Below are 24770 nucleotides of genomic sequence, written 5' to 3' on the forward strand. Positions count from 1 at the left end.
GCTTAGCGGCTGAAGAAGAGTTCCTGCAAGGCCTGGCCCGGTTCGGGCGCCCGCATGAAGGCTTCGCCAACAAGGAATGCGTCTACGTTGTTATCCCGCATAAGCTTGACGTCGACGTCAGTCAGGATGCCGCTTTCTGTAATGACCCGCTTGCCGTCGGGCACGGCAGGCAGTAAGTCCAGTGTCGTTTGCAGGGAAGTCTGGAAAGTGCGCAGGTTGCGATTGTTGATGCCGATGAGCGATGTGTTCAGTTCGAGCGCAATATCGAGTTCCGCGCGGTCGTGCACCTCGACCAGGACGTCCATGCCGAGCTCGGTGGCGACGTTTTCGAATTCCCGCAACTGTTGCGGCGACAGGGCGGCGACAATCAACAGGATGCAGTCGGCGCCAATGGCGCGCGCATGGACGATCTGGTAGGGATCGATCATGAAGTCCTTGCGCAACACAGGAAGTGTGCAAGCGGCGCGTGCCTGGCGAAGGTAGTCGTAAGAACCCTGGAAAAACTGCACATCGGTCAGCACCGACAGGCAGGCTGCACCATGCGCGGCATACGACGTGGCGATGTCAACCGGATTGAAGTTCTCGCGAATCACGCCTTTGGAGGGCGACGCTTTTTTTACCTCGGCGATGACGCCAGGTTTGCCTTGTGCGATTTTTTCCTCGATGGCGCGCGTAAAGCCGCGCAGGTCCTTGCGGCTTTTGGCTTCGCGCAGCATGTCCGCCTCGCTGCGCATCTGCCGCGCGGTGGCGACTTCGATTCTTTTGGTCTCTAGTATTTTTTCCAGAATGTCGTTCATGCGGAAAGCGTCCGGGTAAAGGTGCAGAATTCGTCAAGCTTGGCTCGTGCAGCGCCGTTGGCCAAGGATTCAAAAGCCAGCTTCAATCCCTCTTCGATAGATGTTGCCTTGTTGCCCGCATAGATGGCCAAGCCTGCATTGAAACCAACAATATCACGCGCTGGACCGTTGATGTTGTCTAGCGCTTCAAGAACCATCTTGGCCGATTCTTCGCGGTTATTGACCTTGATTGACCGATTAGACACCATCGCCATGCCAAAGTCTTCCGGATGAATTTCGTATTCGGTCACCTGGCCATCCTTGAGTTCACCGACCAGGGTGGCGGAACCCAGCGACGCTTCGTCCATGCCGTCTTTGCCGTGGACAATCAGCACGTGCCGGGAGCCTAGCCTTTGCAATACCCGCACCTGAATGCCTACCAGATCAGGATGGAATACACCCATCAGCTGATTGGCGGCATTGGCGGGATTGGTGAGAGGGCCCAGGATATTGAAAATCGTCTTGACAGCCAGGTCTTTGCGCACGGCAGCGACATTCTTCATGGCAGCGTGATGAGAAGGCGCGAACATGAAGCCGATGCCGCTGCGACTTATACTTTCGGCCACTTGTTCGGGGGTGAGCATGACGTTGGCACCCAGCGCCTCGAGCACGTCGGCGCTACCCGAGGAGGACGATGCGCTGCGGTTGCCGTGCTTTGCAATTTTCACGCCGGCCGATGCCGCCACGAACATGGCAGCGGTTGAAATGTTGAATGTATTGGAGCCGTCGCCTCCGGTGCCGCACATATCGAGCAAGTCGTCGGTACTGGGCGTGTTTACGGGCAGTGCGAACTCGCGCATTACCTGCGCCGCGGCAGTGATCTCGCCAACCGTTTCTTTTTTCACCCGCAGGCCCATGATCAGGGCGCTGGCTATTTGCGGCGATACCTCGCCACGCATCAGCATGCGCATCAAGTGCAGCATTTCATCGTGAAAGATCTCGCGGTGTTCGATGCAGCGTGATAGCGCTTCGGTAGGTGTGATGGTCATTATTGTCCCTTTTATTTATATATTCAGGAAGTTTTTCAGCAAAGCATGGCCATGTTCGCTGAGCACGGATTCCGGATGGAACTGCACGCCGTATACGGGTAGCGTCTTGTGGCGCAGGCCCATGATTTCACCATCTGCTGTTTCGGCCGTGACTTCCAGGCAGTCGGGCAGCGTATTGCGGTCCACAGCCAACGAGTGATAGCGCGTAACGACAAAGGGCGATGGCAGGCCGCTGAAGACATCCGAGCCGGTGTGAGTAATGTCCGAGACTTTGCCGTGCATTATTTGACGGGCGCGTACAACGTCGCCGCCATAGGCCGCGCCGATAGCCTGGTGGCCCAGGCATACGCCCAGGACGGGCACCTTGCCTGCGAAGTGTTGTATCAGTTCAACTGAAATGCCCGCCTCGGCTGGGGAGCACGGGCCGGGCGACACGCAGATGCGATCGGGCTTCATGGCCACGATATCGGCCACACTGACCTGGTCGTTGCGGCGTACTTCCACGTCTTCGCCCAGCTCGCCGAAGTACTGGACCAGGTTATAGGTAAACGAATCGTAATTATCTAGCATCAGTAACATGTAGTTCTCCTGGTTCGATGCCGGGCGTTAAATGGGTTCGTCCAGGCCGAACTGGACTTGCTCGGCCGCCCGCAACACAGCGCGGGCCTTGGCTTCAGTCTCCTGCCATTCCTTTTCGGGGTCGGAGTCTGCCACGATACCGGCAGCGGCCTGCACGTAAAGCATGCCGTCCTTGATGATGCCGGTGCGGATCGCAATGGCGACATCCATTTCGCCTCCGTAGCTCAAGTAACCAGCGGCGCCGCCGTAGATTCCCCGGCGCACGGGCTCCAGCTCGTCAATGATTTCCATGGCGCGGACCTTTGGAGCGCCGGTGAGCGTGCCGGCCGGAAAAGCCGCGCGCAGCACGTCCATATTGCTCATGCCATCGTGCAGGTCGCCGCACACATTCGACACCAGGTGCATCACGTGCGAATAGCGCTCTATCGTCATGGTGTCGGTCACCTTCACCGACCCGGTCTTGGCCACCCGGCCAACGTCGTTGCGGGCCAGGTCGATAAGCATCACATGCTCGGCTCGTTCTTTTGGATCGGCCATCAGTTCTTCAGCCAATTGCGCGTCCTCTTCCGGGGTGGCGCCGCGCCGGCGGGTGCCCGCCAATGGACGTATCGTGACCACGGTCTTCTCTTTTTGCGCTTCAGTCACAATTTCCTGGCGCACCAGGATCTCGGGTGACGAACCGACCACCTGGAAGTCGTCGAAGTTCCAGAAGTACATGTACGGAGACGGGTTCAGCGAACGCAGGGACCGATACAGAGACAAGGGCGAGTCGCGGAACGGCTTGGCGATGACCTGTCCGATCTGGACCTGCATCAAGTCTCCCGCAGCGATGTATTCCTTAGCTTTGAGTACTGCGGCGATGTAGTCTTCTTTCGCAAAATCACGACGGCTGGTCGTTTGCATGCTGGCGTAGGCGTAGGGGATTACGACGGGCGTGCGCAGCTTTTCACGCAGTTCTTTGAGGCGGCGCTTGGCCAATGCGTAGCTTTCGGCTTGCGCAGGGTCGGCATAGACAATCAGGTAAGTGCGACCAGCAAGGTTGTCAACAATGACGAGTTCATCGACGTGCAACAGCATGATGTCGGGCGTGCCTTCATCCTGCCCGGCTGGAAAAGGCTTGACGGCCGGTCCAAGCCGGGGCTCGATGTTACGTACGGTGTCATAGCCGAAATAGCCGGCAAGTCCGCCTGCAAAGCGCGGCATGCCCGGCCGTATCGCGACCTTGAAGCGTTGCTGGTAGGATTCGATGAAGCTTAAGGGATCGCCCTCGTGCGTTTCGACCACTTTGCCTTGATGCAGGATTTCGGTGGTGGCCCCACTGGAGCGGATGACGGTCTTGGCGGGCAAGCCGATGAACGAGTAGCGGCCGAAGCGCTCGCCCCCGACTACCGATTCAAGCAGGCAGCTGTTACGCCCACCTTCCGGACCGTTATGTGCCAGTTTCAGGTAGATGGCCAGCGGCGTGTCCAGGTCGGCGTAGGTTTCCGCAATCAGGGGGATGCGGTTGTAGCCTTGCGCGGCGAGTGCATTGAATTCTATTTCCGTCATAGTGGTCTCTGTGAAATGTTTACATAGAGGCCGGGACAGAAATCAAGAAAGCCCGGCCATTATTCGGTTCCGGGCTTTGCGTTTAGTAATGCTGACGACACGTGAAAGACAGGGTCTTTGGTGCCGGGAGTGGATTACCGCTACCCAGAACACGAACGCCACCAGCGCCAGTTGGCGCAGGGCGTAATGCAGGAATAGGCGGTAGCGATCATGGATTGTTGTTGGTTTGTTGGCGAAAGGCCCACTGGGCGGCCTCGCTGATGGACATAACTATATCATCTACTTCCAGAGTCCGCACATCCATTCCTTCGTTATAGCCGTAAGGCACCGCCAGCACCGTCATGCCGGCCGCACGTGCGGCCAGCGCATCGTTGATCGAATCGCCAATGGCCAGCGCACCCTGCGGATCCGCCTGCATCAGCTCGCAGGCATGCAACAGGGGCATGGGATGAGGCTTCTTGCGGGCGCAGGTGTCGCCGCACACCACATGCTCGAAAAAATGGGCCAGGCCGGCGCGTTCGAGCAGGGGTAGCGTGAATTCCGTAGGCTTGTTGGTGACCACGGCCATTTTTACGCCCGCCGCCTTGAACGCTTCCAGGCCTTGCACGACGCCGGGATACACGGCGGCCTGCTCGCCGTTTACCGCATGATAGTGGCGGCCGAAGATCTCCAGCCCCTGCTTGATATCGTCCGCGGTCGGCACCGAGCCGTCTGGATTGTTCGACAGTGTGCGCAGCACCAGGTTTTCGGTGCCTTTGCCCACATAGCTGGCAATAGTGTCCTGGGAGAGCGGCGCGAGGCCTAGCTCCATCCGCATGGCATTGGATGCATTGGCCAAGTCGGGTATGGTGTCCAGCAAGGTGCCATCGAGGTCCAGGAGTACGGCGGAAAACGGCATGAGGCTTCTCTTTGATTGAAGGGAAGCTCGATTGTAGGGTGTCCGCCGACATTTTCCTGTAATACGGGCCTGCTAAGGTGCCTGCTGATCCATATCCGGGTCGGAAAAGGCCATTTTTGGGTCTATGCACAGGTTGACTGAATGCACATGATGGAAACACTTACTGAGTGTGTAGAAAGCTCGCCCCGCGGGACACAACTCGAGAGCGCGCAAATGCTGGCAAGTTTTCAGAAGGTCCTGGCCGACAGAGCCTTGACTCCGTTGTACCAGCCGATCGTCGATCTGCAATTCGGCCGGATTATCGGCTACGAAGGTTTGATTCGAGGTCCATCCGATTCTCCCTTGCATGCGCCGACCAGGCTCTTTGGCCTTGCTCGACAGCATGGTCAAACCCTCGAACTCGAGCGCATCTGCCGGCGTATACACATCGAAAAGTTCCAGGCCCTGGGACTTGCGGGCAAATTATTCCTGAACATGAGTCCGGACGCGCTGCTGATGCCCGCTCGTGAATTGCAGGGCTGCCTGGCACACATGCACGAAGCCGGCATGTGTCCCGGAAATATCGTCATCGAGCTGACCGAGTCGGAAGCCACGTCGAGTTACTCGCTGTTGCGCCAAGCTGCGCAGGAGTTCCGGGGACCGGGCCTGCAGATCGCCATCGACGACCTGGGCGAAGGTTTTTCAAGCTTGCGGCTCTGGTCGGAATTGCGCCCGGAATACGTGAAGATAGACAAGTACTTCGTACAGGGCATCGACAGTGACGCCGTCAAACGTCAGTTTGTACGATCCATTGCCGAGATGGCGCAGCAGTCGAAGTCGGAAGTCATTGCAGAAGGCATCGAGACTGAAGCGGAGCTCGATGCGGTACAGCGCCTGGGCATCCGCTATGGTCAGGGCTACCTGCTGGCCCGACCCTCTTCAGATCCCGTGGCGATCTTGCCGCCCGCAACGCTGCGCCTGTTGACGCCCGCGCCCACCGGCAGACGGCCTCTTATGAACGACGCTTACAAAAGCGTAGCGACGGCACGCAAGATCCTTCGTTCGGTGCCTGCCGTCAGCGACTCAACGCTGACCAACGACGTCTACGATATCTTCAAGAAACAGCCCGAGCTTCAAGTGCTGGCTGTCCTGCACGACGGCTTGCCGATCGGACTGATACACAGGCTGCGGATGCTGGACCGTTTGGCCCGGCCTTATCATCGAGAGCTTTATGGCAACAAGCCTTGCAACCAGTTTATTGAGAATCTGCCGCTGATCGTCGATCACCAGACCAGCCTTCAAGACCTGGGATACTTGTTCACCGAAGCGAATCCGCACCATTTGGCTGACGGATTCATTATCACCGAGCAGGGAAAATTCCTGGGGGTGGGTACCGGCTTCGACCTGATACGCGAAATCACCCAGATCCAGATACATGCCGCCCGCTACGCAAACCCCTTGACTCAGCTTCCAGGCAATGTGCCCATCAACGAGCACATTGAGGCGTTGTTGCTGAATGGTGAACCTTTCGCCGTGTGTTATTGCGACCTGGACCACTTCAAGGCTTTCAACGATTTATACAGCTACCGCAAGGGCGATGAAGTTATACAGATCACGGCGAATCTCCTGCGTGAATATATTGATCCGGCTGTCGATTTCGTGGGCCATATCGGCGGTGACGATTTCATTGTCATCTTCAGGAGCCTGAACTGGCGCGAGCGCTGCCACAACGTATTGGATCGCTTCCTTGCGGCGACGGCCTACTTGTACAAGCCCGTTCATTTGTTGAAAGGCGGTTACTTCGCCGCGAACCGGCAAGGGGCGGAAGTTTTCCATGGCCTGATCAGCATTTCGCTGGGCGTGGTCGAAGTCGACGTCGATATGCCTTATTCGGGCCATCAGATTGCGGAGCTGGCGGCCTCGGTCAAAACCGAGGCCAAGAAGATTCCCGGTAATTCGCTGTTTGTGGAACGGCGGTCGCTGCCCTAAGCGGACAGGGATTCGCCTTTGGCGATTTCAGCACGCAGGGCGTCGATGACTGTTTTGTAGTCCGGCTGGCCGAATATGGCTGAACCCGCGACAAACGTGTCGGCGCCGGCCGCCCGTATGGCGGCGATGTTGTCGATCTTTACGCCGCCATCGACTTCAAGCGCAATACCTTGCCCTCCGGAGTTTTTCCAGGCGTCGATCTTGCCGCGGGCCAGCGCAAGCTTGCGCAGCGTTTCAGGTATGAAGGCCTGGCCGCCAAAACCGGGATTGACCGACATCAGCAGGATCACGTCGAGCTTCTCCATGACATGATCCATCCAGTCCAGCGGCGTAGCGGGATTGAACACCAGCCCCGCCTTGCAGCCGTGCTCCCGTATCAGCGCCAGGGTTCGGTCGGGGTGGCGCGATGCTTCCGGGTGAAAAGTAATAATATTGGCGCCTGCCTTGGCAAATTGCGGGATAATGGCATCGACGGGCTCTACCATAAGGTGCACGTCGATGGGCGCATCGGTGTGGGGCCGCAAGGCTTCGCATACCATGGGGCCCATCGTCAGATTAGGCACGTAATGGTTGTCCATTACATCGAAATGGATCCAATCGGCCCCGCTGGCGACGACGTTCTTTACTTCTTCGCCCAGGCGGGCGAAATCCGCTGCCAGCAGGCTGGGGGCGATACGGGTAGGTTGGGCAAATGGCATGGGAGGGTACCGGTTGTCAAGTAAAAACCAAAACAGCGAATATGCCATTATTACAGGTTAGTGCCGACTTTCCTTTTAAATATCGCAGCTACCATTTAATCTGGAACCAGACATGAAACCTTACGACATCGCTGTAACCGTGGCGCCCCAGTACCTGCCTGAACAGTCCGAACCCAGCGAACAGCAATTTGTTTTTGCCTATACCGTGCGTATCACGAACAAGGGCGAGCACGCCGCCCAGGTGATCAGCCGGCACTGGATCATCACCGATGGCCAGCAACAGACGCAGGAAGTCCGGGGGCTGGGCATCGTGGGCCAGCAGCCTTTGCTGGGCCCGGGCGAAACGTTTGAATACACCAGCGGCTGTCCGCTGCCTACCCCGGTGGGGACCATGCGCGGTACCTATCATTGCGTCGGCGAAAATGGTATTCCGTTTGAAGTTCCCATTCAGGAATTCGTTCTTGCAATGCCGCGTACCCTGCATTAACCGTAGCCTGGCGACTTATGAAAAAAATACTGCTTTCTTCAACGCTGTTGGCACTGCTGGCAGCGTGCAGCACTGTTCCAACAGAAGGTCCGTCCGACGAGGTCGGTGCGCCAGCGCAGAATATAGCCGAACAGCCGCTGAATGTGCCGCCGTTGACAACCATGCGCGACACCGCGCCCCGTTCCCTGGCTGGAAAATTTCAGCAAGTCGCATGGACGGCACTGCCGGGTTGGCAGAACGATGATCTCAATCATGTCTGGAAAGGCTTCATCAACAATTGCAAAGGCTTGATGCGGCCGATCTCCGGTTCGCTGGCCATGCAGGCGCGCGCCACGCCGCGTGCATGGCAACCCGTATGCCAGGCGGCGGCCCAGTCCGGCATGACCGCCGACACCGCGACGGCGCCGGCTGTTCGCCAGTTCCTGCAGGCGCACCTGCAGCCATGGCGTGTGCTGGATGCCGGCGGCAAGCCTGCGCAGAACACCGTTACCGGCTACTACGAGCCGTCGGTACGTGCATCGCGCAAGCAGCACGACGAGTATCAGTGGCCCTTGTATGCGCAGCCAGACGACCTGCTCACTATCGATCTGGGCACTGTCTATCCCGAGCTTGCAGGTAAACGGGTGCGCGGCAAACTGGCCGGCAAGCGAGTGGTTCCTTATGACACGCGGGCCGAAATCGCGGCGACGCCTACCCGTCAACCGCCGGCCATCGTATGGGTCAACGATCCGGTTGAAGCTTTCTTCCTCCAGATACAGGGGTCCGGACGCGCCTTGCTGGATAACGGCGAAACAATACGCCTGGCCTATGCCGACCACAATGGGCGCCCGTATGCATCCATTGGACAGTGGCTCGCCAGCAAGGGCGAGTTGCCATTAGCCCAGACGTCCATGCAAAACATCAAGGCATGGGCTCGGCGCAATCCGGCGCGTGTCCAGGAAATGTTGAACGCCAATCCGGCCATGGTGTTCTTTAACGAAGAAACCATCGTCGATCCCGAACTGGGTCCGAAGGGCGCCTACGGTATACCACTGATCGGGCAACGGTCTGTCGCCATCGATACGTCGTTCGTACCGCTGGGTACGCCCTTATACCTGTCAACCGACTATCCGGCGTCCAGCCGGCCACTGGAACGTCTCGTATTCGGACAGGATACCGGAGCCGCCATCAAGGGCGCGGCACGTACGGACTTCTATTGGGGCTCCGGAGACGAAGCGGGCGCCATGGCGGGACGCATGAAGCAACGCGGTGATATGTGGGTATTATGGCCAAAACAGGCAGGAGCTCCCTCAGCACGATGAGTAAAGACTCTGTATTGGTGTGTGGCACTGGAATCGCCGGCCTGGCTGCGGCGCTGGGACTGGCAAAAGGGGGCTTTGATGTTTCCCTGATCGGCCCGCGTGCTGCGCCGGCAGCCGCTGCTCCTGATGTCTATTGTCCCCGGGTCTATGCCATTTCATCTGCCAGCCAAGCCTTCCTGGATCGGCTGGGCGTTTGGAACATGATGGACAGTCGTCGCCTGACGCCGGTGGAGACCATGGAGGTCTACGGCGATGGCGGCGGGGCCTTGCATCTGCACGCGTGGCAGTCCGCCCAAACGACGCTGGCCTGGATCGTGGAGGCCAGCCAAATGGAGCGCGCGTTACAACAAGCCGTTCAGGTGTTTGGCATTACCTGGCATCCCGAGAAGTTTCAGCGCCTTGAATCCAATACGGTATTCACCGATACGGGGCGGGCACTGAAAGCCGACTTGCTGGTCGGCGCCGACGGAGCCCATTCACAGGTGCGCGCGGCGTCGGGTATCGCTCATGAGTCCCGGCCGTATGGCGACATAGGGCTGGTCGTCCACCTTACTGCCGAATTGCCGCATCAAAATATCGCGCTGCAATGGTTTACCAGCGATTCAGTGCTGGCGTTGCTTCCTTTGCCGGATACCGCCGACGGACATCAGGTATCGATGGTGTGGTCCATGCCGCAAGCGTCTGCCAAGGAGTTGATGGCAATGCCCGACCTGCAGCGCAATCGCGTACTTGAAACACGTTTGGCAGCCGCCACGGGGGGGCGTCTTGGCGGGCTCCAGGTGCGCAGCACCTTGTCCGGCTTCCCGCTGTTCCTCGAGCATAGCGGTATGGTTGCTCCGGGTGTAGCGCTGGTCAGCGACGCGGCGCACCGGGTTCATCCCCTGGCCGGCCAGGGGCTCAATCTGGGCCTGGCAGACGTGGACGAATTGTTGCGTGTGCTGCAAGGCAAGGAAGCTTATCGTCGAGCCGGCGACGTTCGCGTACTGAGCCGCTACCGGCGCGCGCGGGCCGAACCCATCATGGCCATGCGCATGGCCACCCATGGCCTGCACCGCTTGTTCGCGTCGAACGCCACACCAGTGGTTTGGGCGCGCAATACCGGTATGCAGTTTGTTGACCGCCTGCCGTTCATGAAGCGAATCCTTATTGGCGGCGCGTCAGGAAAGTAAAACGGCTTCAAGAGCCTTAATTCATTGTCAGGAGTTTCTATGCGTTCGAAATTTGCGGGTTTGCTTGGCGCCGCGTTGCTTGCCAGCATGCCCTTCATCAGCAGCCCGGTATTGGCGCAAGGCAATGTACTGTCAACGCAATCGGGGAGCAATTCAAGTGATGCGACGGTGCTTTCAACCGAAAGCATACGCAAAGGTTTTGCGGAACGCTTTCCGGGTATTGAGATCGCCGAGGTGAATCCCACGCCGTTTCCCGGCCTGTTTGAAGTGCAGATCGGTATGGACCTGCTGTACACCGACGTCAATGTCGATTACATACTGCAAGGCTCGCTGGTCGATGCTAAAACGCGTAAGGATCTGACGGCCCAGCGCCTCGAGCAATTGTCCCAGATTTCCTTCGACGCCTTGCCTCTGGAGCTTGCCGTCAAGCAGGTAAAAGGCAATGGGGCACGCAAGATGGCTATCTTCGAGGACCCCAATTGCGGTTACTGCAAACGTCTGCACCAGACATTGAAAGAAGTCGATAACACGACGGTCTATACCTTCCTGTTTCCTATCTTGTCGCCTGATTCGGGAATCAAGGCGCGCAATATCTGGTGCGCCAAAGATCAGGCGGCAACGTGGCGTGCATGGATGCTGGATGGCAAGACACCGCCGGATGTTAATTGTGCAACACCTGTGGATACCGTTTTGGCTCTGGGCAAGAAATTAATGGTGCAAGGCACGCCGGCCATCATTTTTGCTGATGGCAGTCGCGTGAACGGTGCGTTGCCTCTGGATGATTTGCAAAGAAAGCTGGACGCTTTGAATTAATCAAGGCGCGGTTTCCAGCAAGGCGATAAATGCGTCTGCAGGCTGCGGCCTGCTGAACCAATAGCCCTGATAGTTATCACAGCCCAGTCCGGCCAGGGCGTCCAGCTGTTCGGCTGTTTCTACGCCTTCCGCCGTCACGGCCAGATGCAGGGACTTGGCCATGGCGATGACTGCCGTCACGATCGCGGCATCGTCCGGTTCGGAAGTAAGTCCTTTCACGAATGATTGGTCGATCTTCAGTATGCTCACTGGCAACTGCTTCAAATAGGCCAGGCTGGAATAGCCGGTGCCGAAATCGTCGATTGAAAGCTGTACGCCCATCTCGTGAATGCTGTTGAGCAAACGGATTGCGCTGGCTGCGTTGTCCATGATGGCGGTTTCGGTAACTTCGAGCTCCAGGCGTTCAGGCGGCAGGCCGGTTTCCTTGAGCATCAGTTGTATGTGCTCGAGCAAATCAGCCTGACGGAACTGGCGTGGCGATAAATTCACCGCGATGACAATGGGGAATCCCAGTCTTTGCCATTGCATGGCTTGCAAACACGCAGTGCGTAATACCCATTCCCCTATCGGCACGATCAGGCCGCTTTCCTCTGCAAGAGGAATGAATTGCGCCGGTGAAATCGAGCCGAGCTCGCGACTATTCCAGCGCAACAGTGCTTCGGCGCCGATAATTTTCCCGGTTCGCACCGACACCTTGGGCTGGTAGTGCAGGGTCAGCTCATCTTTTTCAATGGCGTGACGCAGAAGATTGCGCATTTCGAGTCTGGCGCTTGTCCGTTTCTCTAGATTGGGCGAATAAAAAGCATAGGTGCTGCCCCCGGACTTGGCTTGATACATCGCAAAGTCGGCCGTTCGCAATAGAGCATCGGGCGTATCGGCGTCATCGGGATAAACACTGATTCCTATGCCGGGTGTCAGAAAGATTTCCTGACCGCCGACAATGATGGGCGCCTCGAAATAGCGCCCTAATTGCTTGGCGGCCGCGATCGTCTGGGACTTCGATGTTATGTTTTCCAGCACAATTACGAATTCATCGCCCGCGATTCGCGCAACGATTCCTGCGTCGGGTATCTTTGCAACCAGCAAATTCCCTACGGTCTTCAGTGTTTCGTCGCCGGTAAAGTGGCCGAGGCTGTCGTTGACTTCCTTGAAGCCGTCGAGGTCCAGGTACATCAGTGTCACTGAACGTCCGTCCGCCTTTGCCCGGTCCAGGGCCCGCTCCAGCCATTCCATAAGAAACACGCGCTTGGGCAGGCCGGTGAGCGCATCATGGGTGGCCAAATACACCAGCTGTGCATTGTTTTTCTTTTGCTCGGTAATGTCTTCGGATATTCCCAGCAAGTATTTGGGGCGGCCATCGTCATCCAGGAGCGACAGCTTTCGGGTCTGGAGTGTCTTCAATTCGCCCGACTTGGTGGTGATGATTTCGTCCGAGACAGAAAGGCGGCTGGAACCGGCCAGGGCCTCGCGATCTTTTGCGGTGAAATAATCAGCCTCCGATTTCGGAAAAAAATCGTAATCGGTTTTACCGACCAGGTCTTCTTCCCGAAAGCCGGTAAGCGCTTCACCCGCCGGGTTCATGCTGACGAAACGCAGGTCGGTGGCATCCTTCACGTACACCATGCTTGGCATGTTATTGATCACCAACTCCAGAAATTCCTGGCTTCGACGCACTTCGTTCGTCGTGCGCAAGGCCGATATTCCGAAAGAAACGTCATTGGCGGTGGCGGTCAGTAACTCGATTTCGTCGGGGCCGAACGCCTGCGGATCGCTCGAGAAAATGCCCAGGGCGCCGATGATGCGATGATCCACGGACAGGGGCAAGCCTATGGCGGATGCACAGCCCTGGGCCAGTACTCGTGTTCTCCACGGGCTGTGGGGTCCCTTCGTGGCGAGATCCGGGATGACTTGCACGGTGCCGGTCCATATCGCTTTGGTAACCGGGCCCGGGTCAGGTATCTGGCTCCATGGCGTGCGGCAAAAGTCGGCAATGATTTCGTCGCTTACGCCGCAATGAGCTTGTGCGATCAAGGTGTCCGTCGAGGTATTCGGGGCATAGCCCACCCATGCGAACTCATAACCGCCGATTTGCTGGATCACACGGCATATGTCGGTCAGGAGATCCTTCTCGGTATGCGCGCGTAGCATAGCGCTGTTGGTGGCACTGCGTACCGCCTGCACGCGTCCAGTGCGAAGCAATGCATCGTGCTGCTGTTGCAACTGCGTGGCCATGGTGTCGAATTGATGGGCCAGCGCGCCGATTTCTCCGCCGCTGCCGCCAAGCCCTGTTCGCGCGCTCATCACGCCCTGGCCGAGTTTTGTCGCAGTGCGGCTCAGAATACCCAGAGGTTTTGATACGAGCCAGTTGCTCAGTGACCACGCGGCTATCAAGGCGAGCAGCGATCCTAGTCCCACGAGGGCGAAATTGCGTATGCTGCCAGCCCGTGCCTCGGCTAATGGTCCCGCGAGTGGTAGTCCAACCTTCAAATACAACGTCGATGTCTTCGAGCTGTACAGAGGCAGGTAAGCCGTGGTTCGATATATATCGTCGAGCCATATCTCGTTTCTCGTCAAGCCTTTGGAACGACTCAAATGCAAGTTCGCAGTTTCCCAGTCGGGCACCGTTTGGCCCACATAGTGGGCATGCGGTGCTGCTGCAATGAGGGTACCGTTGGAATCGACGACGCTAGCGGCGACGCCCAGGAAGCGACCGGAACTCTTGATCGCTCGACCCAGTGAATCGTTAAGCCACGCCAGGTCTGCGGCGAGCGCCAGGACGCGTGTTACGTTTTCTTTGTCATCAAGAATCGGATAGGCGAATACGATAAGTGGCTGGGGTCCCTTGCGGCTTTGTTGAAGCTGGCCAATGGCGAAGGTTTTGCTGGCCAGTGCGCGTTGGAAATAGTGCCGCGCTGACACATTCATAGGGCCCTTTAGCGGTATGCCCGAGCACGCGACATTGCCGTCAGGCTGAATGACCAGCAGATTGTCGAGCGAATAAGAGCTTTTCAGCGTCGAACCCAGGAATTGGTCACACGCCGCGCCCGGCTTTTGCAACTCGGGCACTGACGCCAGGTTTGCCAGGTATTGGTCCGGACGGGGAAATGTCTCTTTGGAAAACGTGACAATCTGCTGTGCGACATACTCCGCTTCGCGCTCAAGGTTTTGATGCGCCTGCTTGTAATTCTGCATTCCCTGATAAACCAACATGGCAACCGCCGGCAGCAGAGCGACCAGAATGAGCAGTAACAACCGGATACGAAGGCTGACCGACGAAAGCCGTAGTCGCATGGCATTCCTTGATGTAGCGGATTCAAGACTAAAACGGGTATGCCGCTCGACCTCCATGCGAATTTATCATGAAGCGACGATGAAACAATTAGCCTAAATATATATCAATTTGTGTTTTATACCTTTTCGTCAATGATTTCGCTTTCGCGAAGTGCCTCTTTCGTAAATGCAGAGGCGAAAGTCCTCTTTGGTCACAGGATAGCGGCTTGCAATTCTCTCGCGCATGTCTCGCAAATTCATGTCGTTTCGCATAGCGAACGATTGTCTCGAAGAACTTGACCCGCGGATTTCTCCCGTGACAGAATGGCAGCGCCACAAAGGCTATGACCGTTACCGCAACGGTATGTTCGTGGCAGGCCGCACGATTATTCTTGTAGAACAAAGCACGCACAGGGCCGTGGGCGTTGCCGATCATGTGTATTTAATGCAAAGCGGTAAAGTTGTGCTGTCGCAAAGGGTTATCCGCTTATATTCCTATAATGACGGTTTTCGCGCCTGCCATGTCAACAGCCCAAGACCATACCTTCGCATTGCCCGCCCACACGGTCGCTACCGAGCTTGTCGCCGTGCTGGTGGCTGTGACGCAGGGGCAGCCTCGCGTACTGACCCGGGATCGCGGCCATGCCTTGCCGGCCGGGCCGTTTGAATCGTCGCATCGCTCGCTACAAACGGGCTTGCGCGCCTGGGTCGAGGCGCAAACCCATCATCCGCTCGGATATGTCGAGCAGCTCTATACATTTGCCGACAGCGACCGAGCCAACCAACAGGGGCAGCACATTATTTCGGTCAGCTATCTGGGCCTGACGCGAGAGCTTGAGAATCCCGATATCGATACTGTGGGATGGCAGGACTGGTATCGCTATTTTCCCTGGGAGGATTGGCGCGATGGGTGTCCCGAGATTGTTGCGCAACAAATCCTGCCGGCGTTGCATCGCTGGTGCAGCGATGCGTCAACGACTGCTGTCAAGCGCCAGCGTCGCCACAGGGTCGACTACACATTTGGCCTGGATGCCGCATCCTGGAGCGACGATACGGTGCTGCAGCGTTATGAATTGCTGTTCGAGGCTGGCCTGATCCCGGAAGCGGTTCGACGATCCGGCTTGCCGCTAGGCGCGCCCCTGCCTGGCCATTCCATGCTGCATGACCATCGCCGGATTCTGGCGACGGCAATGGCGCGCTTGCGCGCCAAAATACGGTATCGGCCCGTCGTTTTCGAATTGATGCCGCCTTTCTTTACGCTTTTGCAGTTGCAACAGGCATTCGAGGCGGTGGCTGGGCGCCGCCTGCACAAGCAGAACTTTCGCCGGTTCATCGAGCAACAGGCGTTGGTGGAAGAAAGCGGTCGGATGACTCAGGGTGCGAGTGGGCGGCCCGCGAAGCTGTTCCAGTTTCGCGGCGATGTCTTGCAAGAGCGCGCTATTGCAGGCAGCAAGCTGCCGTTGGCACGATAAGGACAGAAATCACTGCGGACAAAATCAAGACAGTTCGCTCTGCGGGCACAGAAAATTTTCGCTTGACGCACTATTATGCTCAGAGTTAGCATAAAGACGGGCTGGTATTGCACGTCGAGAACGGGCGATACGGGCGGGTGGAGCTCTTATAGTTCCGATCCAATTTTTTCTTCTATAAATACTCAAAATGAGCATAATGAATAAGATCCAACCGGAAAATGACGCCAATGCTGCTTCGTTCACCATCCCGTCCCTGCCGAAAGTTATGCTGGAGCCTCTGGTGCGTGGCGCGCTCTGCGAAGATCTGGGACGGGCGGGCGATCTGACTTCTGACGCGATCGTGCCCATGGCGGCGCGCGCGCGTATGTGCGTTGTAGCGCGCCAGGCGGGAGTGCTGGCCGGCTTGGACCTGCTGCGGCTCGCGTTCCGATTGATGGATGAAAGTGTCGAAATACGCGTGCTGCGCGAAGATGGCGCCCGCCTGGCGCCGGGCGATGTAATCGCTGTTCTGGAGGGTCGTGCGCGCGCCATGTTGAGCGCGGAACGCACCGCCTTGAACTTCCTGGGGCACCTCAGCGGCGTGGCGACAGCTACCGCATCCATTGCCGACGCCATCCGCGGTTATGGAACCCGAGTCAGTTGCACGCGCAAGACCCTGCCCGGATTGCGCACGATCCAGAAGTACGCGGTGCGGGTCGGGGGCGGCAGCAATCATCGCTACGGCCTGGATGATGCCGTGTTGATCAAGGATAATCATATTTCTGTGGCTGGAAGTGTTGGCGAAGCCATTTTGCGCGCGCGAGCCGGCGTGGGGCATATGGTGCGCATTCAGCTGGAAGTCGATACGCTGGCGCAATTGAAGGAGGGGCTCGATCTAGGTATAGACGCCGTCCTGCTGGATAATATGTCGGTCGATACCCTGAACGATGCAGTACGCCTGGTGGCGGGCCGGGCGGTAACCGAAGCTTCGGGCCGCATCACTCCCGCAACCGCTCCGGCCATTGCTCAAACCGGCGTGAATCTGATTGCGGTAGGCTGGCTTACGCACAGCGCACCCGTCCTTGATATTGGCCTGGATGCCGACTATGCATAGGGCCGCCGCGTTCTTGTTCGTGTGTTTAAGCACAGTTGGCGCCATCAACGCTGTGGGCGCGGCGTCCCTTGCGGATTCCACCAATTATCCGGTTCGGCCCATCACTCTGGTAGTGACGTTTCCCCCTGGCGGCGGCACCGATTTGTTGGCGCGGCGTTTGGCGGCCAGCCTGGAGCGGGATTTCGGGCAGCCGGTCGTGGTGGAGAATCGCTCGGGCGCCAGCGGGAATATCGGCGCGCAAGCAGTCGCGCGCGCCAAGCCCGATGGTTATACCCTGCTGGTGGTCAATAGCACTTATGCGATCAATCCGGGGGTATATCGCAATCTGGGGTTTTCGCCGCAGAAGGACTTGGTAGGCGTAATCAATGTGGCATTCGTACCGTCGGTGTTAGTGACGGCGGCGGACTCGCCATGGCGAACCATGCGCCAAGCCTTGGACGCCAAAGATGGCGAACCGGGCTCGACGCCGCCGGCGTATGCATCTTGCGGCAGCGGCACGCCTCAGCACCTGGCTGGCGAAATGCTTGTGCGGCGCACGGACGCGATGTGGCTGCACGTGCCTTATCGCGGTTGCGGCCCGGCCCTGGCCGGTGTGCTGGGAGGTAATGTGGGGCTGGGATTCGTTACGGCCTCAAGCGCCTTGCCATTCCTGAAGGGCGGTACGCTGCGCGCACTGGCCGTTACCTCGCCGCAGCGTTCGCCGTTGCTGCCCCATGTGCCCACCGTGGCCGAGCAAGGCCTGGCCGGATACGCGCTGGATCAATGGCATGGTGTGCTGGCGCCATCAGGCACGCCGACCGCCATTATCGAACGCCTTAATGAGGCGATCGTTTCTATTATCCAGCGTCCCGATATGGCGACAGACCTGCATGCGCTGGGGTACGACACCACGGTCGGAAGCCCACAGGATTTCCAGGCGGTGATTCGGCAGGACATAGCCCGGTTTGCCCGGTTAACCGAACAGATGGGGCTGAGGGTGGACTAGGATTCGCATTATCAGCGTGCGAACGAGGAGCGCCAAGGGCGCATTGGACGGCCGTTGAGCTGGGCACGTTTCCATTCTACCATCGGACCTTCATTCGCCATTCCACTCAACATCGTTTCCAAATAAGTCATTCACCGATGATGTCGATGGCGATGGTCCCGCCGGTCATGGTGTGACCGTTGCCGGACATTGCGGCGGTCGGCGCGATGATGGCCGCGGTTGCGGTCCCAGTTGCGGTGGCGGCGATCGCTGCGTTCTTCAGTGAGCACGTTGCCGAGCAAACCTCCTGCGGCTGCGCCGCCTAGCGTGATGAGCGGGTCGCCGTCCGTAACCAAGGCGCCGGCCACGGCGCCCAGGCCTGCGCCAATAATCGTATTGTTCGTTTTTCGATCAGAGGCTGAGGCGGAGCTTCCCATGGCCAGCACCACCAGGCCGGCAGCTGCAAACTGGCTGAAATAGAGGCGTAGTTTCAAAATAAGGCTCCTACCAAGGCTGGAATAGATGTAGCTAGCGTAGCCAGGCGGCCTGACGCATGCAACTCAAAGAGCCCGATATTGAAGCGCACTGAAATATGTGGCGCCTGATCTGGCACTTTGGTTACGTCTTGCTTCACACGCCATAGCCCAAGCCGGTGAATGCGCAGCGCAGGCATAGCCGTGAAGGCGTATTGGCGTGTGCTACCGTACGACTTTCCACTGGTCGACTCAGTCATTTTCTCTCTCACATGTCTTCTTTTTGCGTAGCCGTCATCGGCGGCGGGCCAGCTGGATTAATGGCGGCTGAAACCCTGGCAGACGCCGGTGTGCAGGTCGATGTCTACGATGCAATGCCGTCGGTGGGCCGTAAATTCCTCTTGGCCGGCCGCGGGGGCCTGAACCTTACGCACAGCGAACCGTCCGGGGCATTCCTGTCACGCTACAGTGCGCGAGCCGAGCAGGTGGCGCCCTGGCTGGAGCAGTTCGACGCCGCCGCGTTACGGCAATGGGCGAACGAGCTTGGTATAGCAACCTTCGTCGGCTCTTCCGGCCGTGTGTTTCCAAATGAGATGAAAGCCGCACCCATGCTCAGGGCATGGCTGCAAAGATTGCGCGCCAGCGGCGTGCGCTTGCATGCACGGCATGTCTGGCGCGGCTGGACGGACGATGGCGCTTTACTGCTGGATACGCCGGAAGGCACCGTGACGCGAAACGCGGACGCCGTCGTACTGGCGCTGGGTGGCGCAAGTTGGGCTCGCCTTGGATCGAACGGCGCCTGGCAAAATATTCTGAAGCGAAAAGGCGTTGCCGTGGCGCCATTGCTGCCCGCCAACTGCGGCTTCCTGGCGGACTGGAGTCCCCATCTCGCCCAGCGCTTTGCTGGTCAGCCCCTGAAGTCGATAGCCATGGCGCCGGACGGGAAGTTCGCGATGCGTCGTGGTGAATGCATGGTGACGCAGGATGGCCTGGAGGGCGGACTGATCTATGCCTGGTCGGCGGCTTTGCGCGATGCGCTTCTCGCAAAAGGAGAGGCCATCTTGCATATTGATCTCTTGCCCGGGCACGATTTCGCCCGGGTACTGGCCGAAGTGGCTCGACCGCGTGGATCGCGATCCTGGTCCAGTCACCTGGATGGCCGGCTAGGGCTGCGGGGCGTCAAGGCCGGGCTATTGCGCGAGTGTGTGCCTAAGGAGATATTCGAGCGGTCTGACGCCTTGGCCGCGGCCATCAAGAAGTTGCCCGTGCGCTTGTGCGGTATGCGTCCTCTGGACGAAGCAATCAGTACGGCGGGTGGCGTGGAATTCCCGGGCTTGAATCCCGACCTGATGCTGCGCGATATGCCCGGTGTATTCTGCGCAGGCGAAATGCTGGACTGGGAGGCCCCGACCGGCGGCTATTTATTGACGGCTTGCTTTGCGAGCGGCCGAATGGCGGGGCGGGGCGTATTGCGGTGGTTGGCGGATTAGCACCTCGCTCGCCCGAAGCGCTTCCGTGCTTTCGACCGATAGCGGTTCTGCTGCACCGTCCTGAATATCACATTGTGGACTATTTAATGTTGATCGCGCTCCATGTTTGAGTGGATAATTCTCTAGGCGCATTTTTCCTCCTAATATGACCACTATGTGGGATAAGGAGTTGACGCGGTTCAAGAATTATTAAATGGAGATAATCATGTATAAGAATTTGCTCAAGGTCCTGTGCTTGGCCACACCATTGGCATTGGGTCATGCGAGCCAAGCCAACTCCGCCTATCCATCCGAGCCTATCAAGCTGGTCGTTCCTTATGTTGCCGGCGCGAGTACCGATTCATTGGCGAGGCTGGTAGGGCAGTCGGTATCCGAACAATTGAAGCAGACGGTTATCGTCGAGAACAGAGCGGGAGCAGGGGGCGCGATTGCCGCAGACCATGTAAAAAGGCAAAAACCGGACGGCTATACATTCATGCTGACAACTGATGGCATCTTGTCAGTTAACCCTAATCTGTATAAGAAAATTCCCTACGATTCACAAAAGGACTTCCAACCGCTATCGATTGCGGTAGCGGCTCCGCTAGTGCTCGCGGTCAGAACCGATTCGCCCTTCAAGAACCTCAAAGATCTTATGGATCACGCCAAGGCGAATCCAGACCAGTTGACCTTTGGTTCTGCTGGCGTAGGCTCTTCGCAGCATATGGCGGGAGAGCTGTTTAGTGATGTGGCCGGTGTACGGATTACTCATGTTCCTTACAAGGGCGGTGCGCCTGCAATGAATGATTTGTTGGGCGGCCATATCTCAATGATGTTTGTTCAAACTGCCTCGGCAGAAGATCTTGCGAAGGCGGGTAAGATCCGTATCCTTGGCATAGGTAGCCCACAAAGGAGCCCCGCCTTGCCTGATGTCGCAACGTTTGATGAGCTGGGCCTGAAAGGCTACGACTCTGATACTTGGTATGGCTTCAATATGCCGGCAAATGCTGATTCGAAGGTGGTGTCGACACTGAATGCAGCCATCGTCAAGGCACTGAAAGATAATGCCAAGCAATTGGAAGCGCAAGGCTATGTTGTTGTCGCCGGTGACCCGCAGCATATGGCCGATAACATAACGAACAACATGAAAAAATGGGGCGACCTGGCCAAAAAATCAGGCATCTATCAAAGCCAGTAGTCTTCTTCATGGCAATATCCACTCTGGCCATCCTGCGGGATGGCTTTTTGACTGAATGGCTTTTCAGCGCAACAGGGCAGCGGTTTCCTCTTCGATTTTCTTTGCCGTTTCAAGCAATAGCGTCGAAAGTTCTTCTATACGGGATGGCTGCATACGGTCATCCACAGCAGAAATACTGAGGGCGACGGTCGCGGAGCCTTCAAATGATGTCCGAACCGGTACCGCGATCGATCTTGCGCGCGGGACTTCCAGAATATTATTTACCAGATACCCCTTGGCTCGTGCTTGCGCGATTCTTTCATGCAGTGTTTTTTCTGAGTAATTGGGATAGGACTCTGCAATTCGATCTCGGTTGACCAGGCAGATTCGCTCTATTTCTGCATCTGTCAATGTGCTCATTATGGCGATATTTCCGCCACCCACGTTCAGGGGGCGGCGGCGGCCGACATCCATTATGAATACACGTATGGGAAATGAGCCTTCCTGTCTGTCGACGCATACGCCATCGAAGCCGGATCGGACGACAAGGAAAACAGTATCGCCGCTGATTTGAGCAAGTGCTTTGATGTGTGGATGGCAAATATCGCGAAGGTTGAACGGTGGCGCCGCGGCAAGTCCCATCTCGTAGATGCTGTTGCCCAAAAAATAGCGCTTATTGGAAGGGTGTTGCGATACCAGCTGTTCTGCAATCAGTCCTTGCAAGATTCGGTGAGTAGTCGATCGCTCGAGTTCTGCCTTTTGATGGAGATCTACCAAACGTAGTCCGGTGCGATTGTGGCTGGTCAACAGGCGAAGCAGCAGTGCTGCACGTTGGATGGTCTGGGTGCCCGAAACGGTACTTTGCGATGCAGTTCTTGCTGGCATTAATGAGGCCCCTGTAGTGGCGCGCAGCCGGTACAAATCAATTAGCGTTCAATCTTCGCTTCATTAGATATTATCTCAATATATGGAACATTATCAAGCTATTTGAATTGACTCGTGTACTTCAACTATCTATGATTGCTAGGTCAATTAAACGGTTTGCGGTTAATTGAATAGTCCATATTTCGGGAGTAAACTTTAAAGATGACAATAGGGAAATGGGCAAGGCAGAGTGGTCCTGCGCAGGCTCTCGAAGGTATCGTGGTTCTGGACTTGGCTGGGGCACTGGGCAATTACTGCGGCAAGCTGTTCGCTGACCAAGGCGCCGACGTAATTCTCATCGAACCTATTGCCGGTGCGCCAACCCGCGGGATGGAGCCCAGAATAAAAGGGCGTCAAGATCTTGAGTCGAGTCTGGTATTTCAGTACCAAAACACAAACAAGCGCAGTATTGCGCTGGATCTGGATACTCCCGAAGGCCAAAAAATCTTTCTGGCCTTGGTCAAGAACGCACACGTGTTGATCGAAAGCGAGCGGCCGGGTGCGATGGAGCGACGGGGCCTTGGTTATGAGGTCCTTCGCAAGATTGCACCGGGGCTTGTTATGACCAGTATCACGCCTTTCGGACAGCATGGTCCCTATTCCGATTGGCTTGGTTCCGATCTAGTGGGCATGGCGATGGGCGGCATGCTTTATCTTGCCGGCTATAAAGATACGGCCCCGATGGTCGCATTCGGCGAGCAGGCGATAGGCGCCGCGAATCTATTCGCAGCCGTCGCAACGATGGCCGCCGTATATGACGCAGAGCTCAGCGCTTCTGGCCAGCATATCGATGTTTCCATGCAAGAGTCTGTTGTCATGGGTATGGAAAATGCGGTGCAGTTCTACGACCTTGAAGGAACCATCCGCAAGCGCAATGGTGGCGAGCAGCGATTGGCGGGAACCGGCGTTTTCAAGTGCAAAGACGGCTATGTCTATTTGATGGCGGGTGGTGTGGGCGGGAATCGATTCTGGGCCGATACAACGCAGTGGCTCATTGACGAGGGCTTGGAGCGTGCCGAGGAACTTAAAGAGCCTTGCTGGCATGACAACGATTACCTGGCTTCATCGCCCGCCAAGACACGGTTTACAGAAATATTTTCCGCATTTGCGCAGGCTCATACCAAAGCACAGATGCAGGAGAAAGGGCGTGCCCGACGTATTCCGATTGCACCAATATGCGACACCTCTGACTTGAACAAGAGCGAACAGCGCAAGTACCGAGAATACTTTATCGATGTTACGGCTTCGGATGGGTCCCCTTTGGTGATGCCTGGCGCGCCTTATCACTTGTCCCAAACACCCTGTGCTGTGCAGCGTGGGGCACCACGCTTAGGCCAGCATACAAGAGAAATTCTCAACGATATAGGTATTGATAACGCGCATGAGCAGGAGCTCATGAGAAAGGGATGTGTACGATGAAACGACTATTGACGGGAATCAGGGTAATAGACTTTACCTGGATTGGCGCGGGGTCGTATACGACCAAAATGCTCGCGGACCTCGGTGCTGACGTTATCAAGATCGAGACATCAAAGCGTCTCGATACACTGCGGGTCGCCAAGCCTTACAAAGATAAAATTCCCGGAATTAATCGCAGCGGATATTTTGCCGACCGCAATTCCAGCAAGCGCAGCATTACCGTCAATGTCAAAAACGAAGAGGGTCTTGCCCTTGTCAAACGTTTGATTGCCGATGCGCATGTGGTAACAAATAACTTCACGCCTGGCGTCATGGAAAAGCTGGGTTTAGGGTACGAAGTAATCAAGGAAATCAAGCCGGATATCGTATTTCTTGCCATGTCAATGCAGGGCGCGAAAGGTCCGGAATGCAGTGACCTTGGCTATGGATTGACGATTGGCGCGGTTACCGGATTGCAGCACCTGACGGGCTTGCCCGATCACGAGCCGGCTGGGACCGGCACGAACTATCCCGACCATATTCCCAATCCTACTCATGCGGCCTTTGCAATTATTGCGGCCTTGCGGCACCAGCGGCGCACTGGGCAGGGGCAAGCGATCGATATTGCGCAGACTGAACCGATGATGTCCATGTTGGGCCCTTCCATCATGAATTATCTGGTCAACGGTGATATTGATAATCGCCGTGGCAATAGCCATCCGCAGATGGCACCCCACGGTGTCTATCCATGTTGTGGCGCAGACCGCTGGATTGCAATTGCCGTTGAAACCGACGATCAGTGGCAGGCGTTGCGTGCATTGCTAGGACTGCCTGACCGCTCGCGCTGGTCTACCGCGGCAGGACGCCTGTCAGAGTATCTCTTGCTTGACGACGCAGTGTCTCAGGTGACTCGCGGCCGTGATGCGTCGGATTTGATGCATGAGCTTCAGCAGGCAGGTGTCCCGGCTGGTGTCGTACATGATGCAAAAGGCGTGCTCGAGAGCGATCCACAGCTTCAGGCGCGTCGCCATTGGGTGCAAATGAATCATCCCGAGATGGGACCCAGTACATACAACTCTGCCCCTTTTCGTTTTTCAGATGCCGAGTCAGCGCCGTTGTCGCCTGCGCCGCTCTTGGGTCAGCATACGCACGAAGTATGTGAGGACTTGTTGGGTTTGAGTCGCACGGATGTTGCCCGCTTGATCGCCGCCGACGTTTTGGTCTAATCGAGCGCGTATTCACAG

General features: G+C 57.1%; 21 protein-coding genes and 1 pseudogene. 13 read left to right on the forward strand and 9 right to left on the reverse strand.

Annotated elements, in window-relative coordinates:
• Positions 1 to 2: 2 nt before the first annotated feature.
• From trpC to CR159_RS13655, 5 genes are all read right to left on the reverse strand, one after another.
• Positions 3 to 797 (reverse strand): indole-3-glycerol phosphate synthase TrpC, encoded by a 795-nt coding sequence (gene trpC, locus CR159_RS13635; protein ID WP_102074505.1) that lies wholly within the window; start codon positions 795 to 797, stop codon positions 3 to 5.
• The gene (trpD, locus tag CR159_RS13640) at positions 794 to 1825 is read right to left on the reverse strand and encodes an anthranilate phosphoribosyltransferase (RefSeq protein ID WP_102074506.1); all 1032 of its coding nucleotides are present in this window, start codon (positions 1823 to 1825) and stop codon (positions 794 to 796) included. Before trpD ends, trpC begins: the two co-directional genes overlap by 4 nt.
• A 15-nt stretch (positions 1826 to 1840) precedes the next feature.
• Positions 1841 to 2404, reverse strand: coding sequence for an anthranilate synthase component II (locus CR159_RS13645; protein ID WP_102074507.1), 564 nt, complete (start codon positions 2402 to 2404; stop codon positions 1841 to 1843).
• 27 nt (positions 2405 to 2431) lie between these two features.
• Positions 2432 to 3952, reverse strand: coding sequence for an anthranilate synthase component I (gene trpE, locus CR159_RS13650; protein ID WP_102074508.1), 1521 nt, complete (start codon positions 3950 to 3952; stop codon positions 2432 to 2434).
• 208 nt (positions 3953 to 4160) lie between these two features.
• A complete protein-coding gene (locus tag CR159_RS13655) occupies positions 4161 to 4850 on the reverse strand; it encodes a phosphoglycolate phosphatase (RefSeq protein ID WP_102074509.1) in 690 nt (229 codons plus the stop codon).
• Between the two features lie 147 nt (positions 4851 to 4997).
• Here CR159_RS13655 and CR159_RS13660 point away from each other — a divergent pair, with 147 nt between their 5' ends.
• Positions 4998 to 6818, forward strand: coding sequence for a GGDEF domain-containing protein (locus CR159_RS13660; protein ID WP_233208314.1), 1821 nt, complete (start codon positions 4998 to 5000; stop codon positions 6816 to 6818).
• Here the strand turns inward: CR159_RS13660 and rpe are convergent.
• Positions 6815 to 7516 carry a ribulose-phosphate 3-epimerase gene (gene rpe, locus CR159_RS13665; protein WP_102074571.1) on the reverse strand — a complete coding sequence of 234 codons (702 nt, stop codon included), beginning with the start codon at positions 7514 to 7516 and terminating at the stop codon, positions 6815 to 6817. The two genes, CR159_RS13660 and rpe, sit on opposite strands and share 4 nt — an antisense overlap.
• Before the next feature lie 112 nt (positions 7517 to 7628).
• On the opposite strand from rpe, the gene apaG reads away from it, so the two are divergent.
• From apaG to CR159_RS13685, 4 genes are read left to right on the forward strand one after another with little or no spacing between them, the layout of a single operon-like run.
• Positions 7629 to 8003 carry a Co2+/Mg2+ efflux facilitator ApaG/CorD gene (gene apaG, locus CR159_RS13670; protein WP_102074510.1) on the forward strand — a complete coding sequence of 125 codons (375 nt, stop codon included), beginning with the start codon at positions 7629 to 7631 and terminating at the stop codon, positions 8001 to 8003.
• Between the two features lie 17 nt (positions 8004 to 8020).
• A complete protein-coding gene (mltA, locus tag CR159_RS13675; protein WP_102074511.1) occupies positions 8021 to 9304 on the forward strand; it encodes a murein transglycosylase A in 1284 nt (427 codons plus the stop codon).
• Complete coding sequence (locus CR159_RS13680) at positions 9301 to 10473, forward strand: FAD-dependent monooxygenase (protein WP_102074512.1); 1173 nt, start codon at positions 9301 to 9303, stop codon at positions 10471 to 10473. Before mltA ends, CR159_RS13680 begins: the two co-directional genes overlap by 4 nt.
• Before the next feature lie 39 nt (positions 10474 to 10512).
• Positions 10513 to 11286 (forward strand): DsbC family protein, encoded by a 774-nt coding sequence (locus CR159_RS13685; RefSeq protein ID WP_102074513.1) that lies wholly within the window; start codon positions 10513 to 10515, stop codon positions 11284 to 11286.
• On the opposite strand, the gene CR159_RS13690 is transcribed toward CR159_RS13685, so the two are convergent.
• On the reverse strand, positions 11287 to 14577 hold the full coding sequence (locus tag CR159_RS13690; protein ID WP_158238545.1) for an EAL domain-containing protein: 3291 nt from the start codon (positions 14575 to 14577) through the stop codon (positions 11287 to 11289).
• Positions 14578 to 14932: 355 nt separating this feature from the next.
• On the opposite strand from CR159_RS13690, the pseudogene CR159_RS22235 reads away from it, so the two are divergent.
• From CR159_RS22235 to CR159_RS13710, 4 genes and pseudogenes are all read left to right on the forward strand, one after another.
• Positions 14933 to 15034 (forward strand): annotated as a pseudogene (locus tag CR159_RS22235) (branched-chain amino acid ABC transporter ATP-binding protein); the annotation flags it as partial.
• Between the two features lie 43 nt (positions 15035 to 15077).
• A complete protein-coding gene (locus CR159_RS13700) occupies positions 15078 to 16028 on the forward strand; it encodes an NUDIX hydrolase (RefSeq protein WP_102074515.1) in 951 nt (316 codons plus the stop codon).
• 187 nt (positions 16029 to 16215) lie between these two features.
• Positions 16216 to 17121 carry a carboxylating nicotinate-nucleotide diphosphorylase gene (nadC, locus tag CR159_RS13705; RefSeq protein WP_102074516.1) on the forward strand — a complete coding sequence of 302 codons (906 nt, stop codon included), beginning with the start codon at positions 16216 to 16218 and terminating at the stop codon, positions 17119 to 17121.
• Entirely contained in the window at positions 17114 to 18106 is a 993-nt protein-coding gene (locus CR159_RS13710; RefSeq protein WP_102074517.1) for a tripartite tricarboxylate transporter substrate binding protein, read from the forward strand. The genes nadC and CR159_RS13710 overlap by 8 nt, the downstream gene beginning before the upstream one ends.
• A gap of 131 nt (positions 18107 to 18237) precedes the next feature.
• On the opposite strand, the gene CR159_RS13715 is transcribed toward CR159_RS13710, so the two are convergent.
• On the reverse strand, positions 18238 to 18579 hold the full coding sequence (locus CR159_RS13715; protein WP_233208315.1) for a YMGG-like glycine zipper-containing protein: 342 nt from the start codon (positions 18577 to 18579) through the stop codon (positions 18238 to 18240).
• A gap of 251 nt (positions 18580 to 18830) precedes the next feature.
• Here CR159_RS13715 and CR159_RS13720 point away from each other — a divergent pair, with 251 nt between their 5' ends.
• On the forward strand, positions 18831 to 20048 hold the full coding sequence (locus tag CR159_RS13720) for a TIGR03862 family flavoprotein (RefSeq protein WP_102074518.1): 1218 nt from the start codon (positions 18831 to 18833) through the stop codon (positions 20046 to 20048).
• A gap of 193 nt (positions 20049 to 20241) precedes the next feature.
• Positions 20242 to 21225, forward strand: a complete 984-nt coding sequence (locus tag CR159_RS13725; protein ID WP_102074519.1) for a Bug family tripartite tricarboxylate transporter substrate binding protein — start codon at positions 20242 to 20244, stop codon at positions 21223 to 21225.
• A gap of 63 nt (positions 21226 to 21288) precedes the next feature.
• Here the strand turns inward: CR159_RS13725 and CR159_RS13730 are convergent, their stop codons facing one another.
• Positions 21289 to 22125 (reverse strand): IclR family transcriptional regulator, encoded by an 837-nt coding sequence (locus tag CR159_RS13730; RefSeq protein ID WP_143705464.1) that lies wholly within the window; start codon positions 22123 to 22125, stop codon positions 21289 to 21291.
• A gap of 165 nt (positions 22126 to 22290) precedes the next feature.
• Between CR159_RS13730 and CR159_RS13735 the strand changes: the two genes are divergently transcribed.
• Both CR159_RS13735 and CR159_RS13740 read left to right on the forward strand, forming a co-directional pair.
• A complete protein-coding gene (locus tag CR159_RS13735; protein ID WP_102074521.1) occupies positions 22291 to 23547 on the forward strand; it encodes a CaiB/BaiF CoA transferase family protein in 1257 nt (418 codons plus the stop codon).
• Entirely contained in the window at positions 23544 to 24752 is a 1209-nt protein-coding gene (locus CR159_RS13740; protein ID WP_102074522.1) for a CaiB/BaiF CoA transferase family protein, read from the forward strand. Before CR159_RS13735 ends, CR159_RS13740 begins: the two co-directional genes overlap by 4 nt.
• Positions 24753 to 24770: the final 18 nt, after the last annotated feature.

This window comes from Pollutimonas subterranea (assembly GCF_002849655.1).
Classification (GTDB): Bacteria; Pseudomonadota; Gammaproteobacteria; order Burkholderiales; family Burkholderiaceae_B; genus Pollutimonas; species Pollutimonas subterranea.

Excerpts from the sequence above, each read along its gene's own strand:
- nadC (WP_102074516.1), top strand. The coding sequence starts at position 16,216 with ATGAGCATAATGAATAAGATCCAACCGGAAAATGACGCCAATGCTGCT.
- CR159_RS13690 (WP_158238545.1), bottom strand. The coding sequence starts at position 14,577 with ATGCGACTACGGCTTTCGTCGGTCAGCCTTCGTATCCGGTTGTTACTG.
- CR159_RS13655 (WP_102074509.1), bottom strand. The coding sequence starts at position 4,850 with ATGCCGTTTTCCGCCGTACTCCTGGACCTCGATGGCACCTTGCTGGAC.
- CR159_RS13720 (WP_102074518.1), top strand. The coding sequence starts at position 18,831 with ATGTCTTCTTTTTGCGTAGCCGTCATCGGCGGCGGGCCAGCTGGATTA.
- CR159_RS13660 (WP_233208314.1), top strand. The coding sequence starts at position 4,998 with ATGATGGAAACACTTACTGAGTGTGTAGAAAGCTCGCCCCGCGGGACA.
- apaG (WP_102074510.1), top strand. The coding sequence starts at position 7,629 with ATGAAACCTTACGACATCGCTGTAACCGTGGCGCCCCAGTACCTGCCT.
- CR159_RS13700 (WP_102074515.1), top strand. The coding sequence starts at position 15,078 with ATGTCAACAGCCCAAGACCATACCTTCGCATTGCCCGCCCACACGGTC.
- CR159_RS13725 (WP_102074519.1), top strand. The coding sequence starts at position 20,242 with ATGGAGATAATCATGTATAAGAATTTGCTCAAGGTCCTGTGCTTGGCC.
- CR159_RS13680 (WP_102074512.1), top strand. The coding sequence starts at position 9,301 with ATGAGTAAAGACTCTGTATTGGTGTGTGGCACTGGAATCGCCGGCCTG.
- CR159_RS13645 (WP_102074507.1), bottom strand. The coding sequence starts at position 2,404 with ATGTTACTGATGCTAGATAATTACGATTCGTTTACCTATAACCTGGTC.
- trpE (WP_102074508.1), bottom strand. The coding sequence starts at position 3,952 with ATGACGGAAATAGAATTCAATGCACTCGCCGCGCAAGGCTACAACCGC.
- CR159_RS13740 (WP_102074522.1), top strand. The coding sequence starts at position 23,544 with ATGAAACGACTATTGACGGGAATCAGGGTAATAGACTTTACCTGGATT.
- CR159_RS13710 (WP_102074517.1), top strand. The coding sequence starts at position 17,114 with ATGCATAGGGCCGCCGCGTTCTTGTTCGTGTGTTTAAGCACAGTTGGC.
- trpD (WP_102074506.1), bottom strand. The coding sequence starts at position 1,825 with ATGACCATCACACCTACCGAAGCGCTATCACGCTGCATCGAACACCGC.
- trpC (WP_102074505.1), bottom strand. The coding sequence starts at position 797 with ATGAACGACATTCTGGAAAAAATACTAGAGACCAAAAGAATCGAAGTC.
- rpe (WP_102074571.1), bottom strand. The coding sequence starts at position 7,516 with ATGCCATTTGCCCAACCTACCCGTATCGCCCCCAGCCTGCTGGCAGCG.
- CR159_RS13685 (WP_102074513.1), top strand. The coding sequence starts at position 10,513 with ATGCGTTCGAAATTTGCGGGTTTGCTTGGCGCCGCGTTGCTTGCCAGC.
- mltA (WP_102074511.1), top strand. The coding sequence starts at position 8,021 with ATGAAAAAAATACTGCTTTCTTCAACGCTGTTGGCACTGCTGGCAGCG.
- CR159_RS13735 (WP_102074521.1), top strand. The coding sequence starts at position 22,291 with ATGACAATAGGGAAATGGGCAAGGCAGAGTGGTCCTGCGCAGGCTCTC.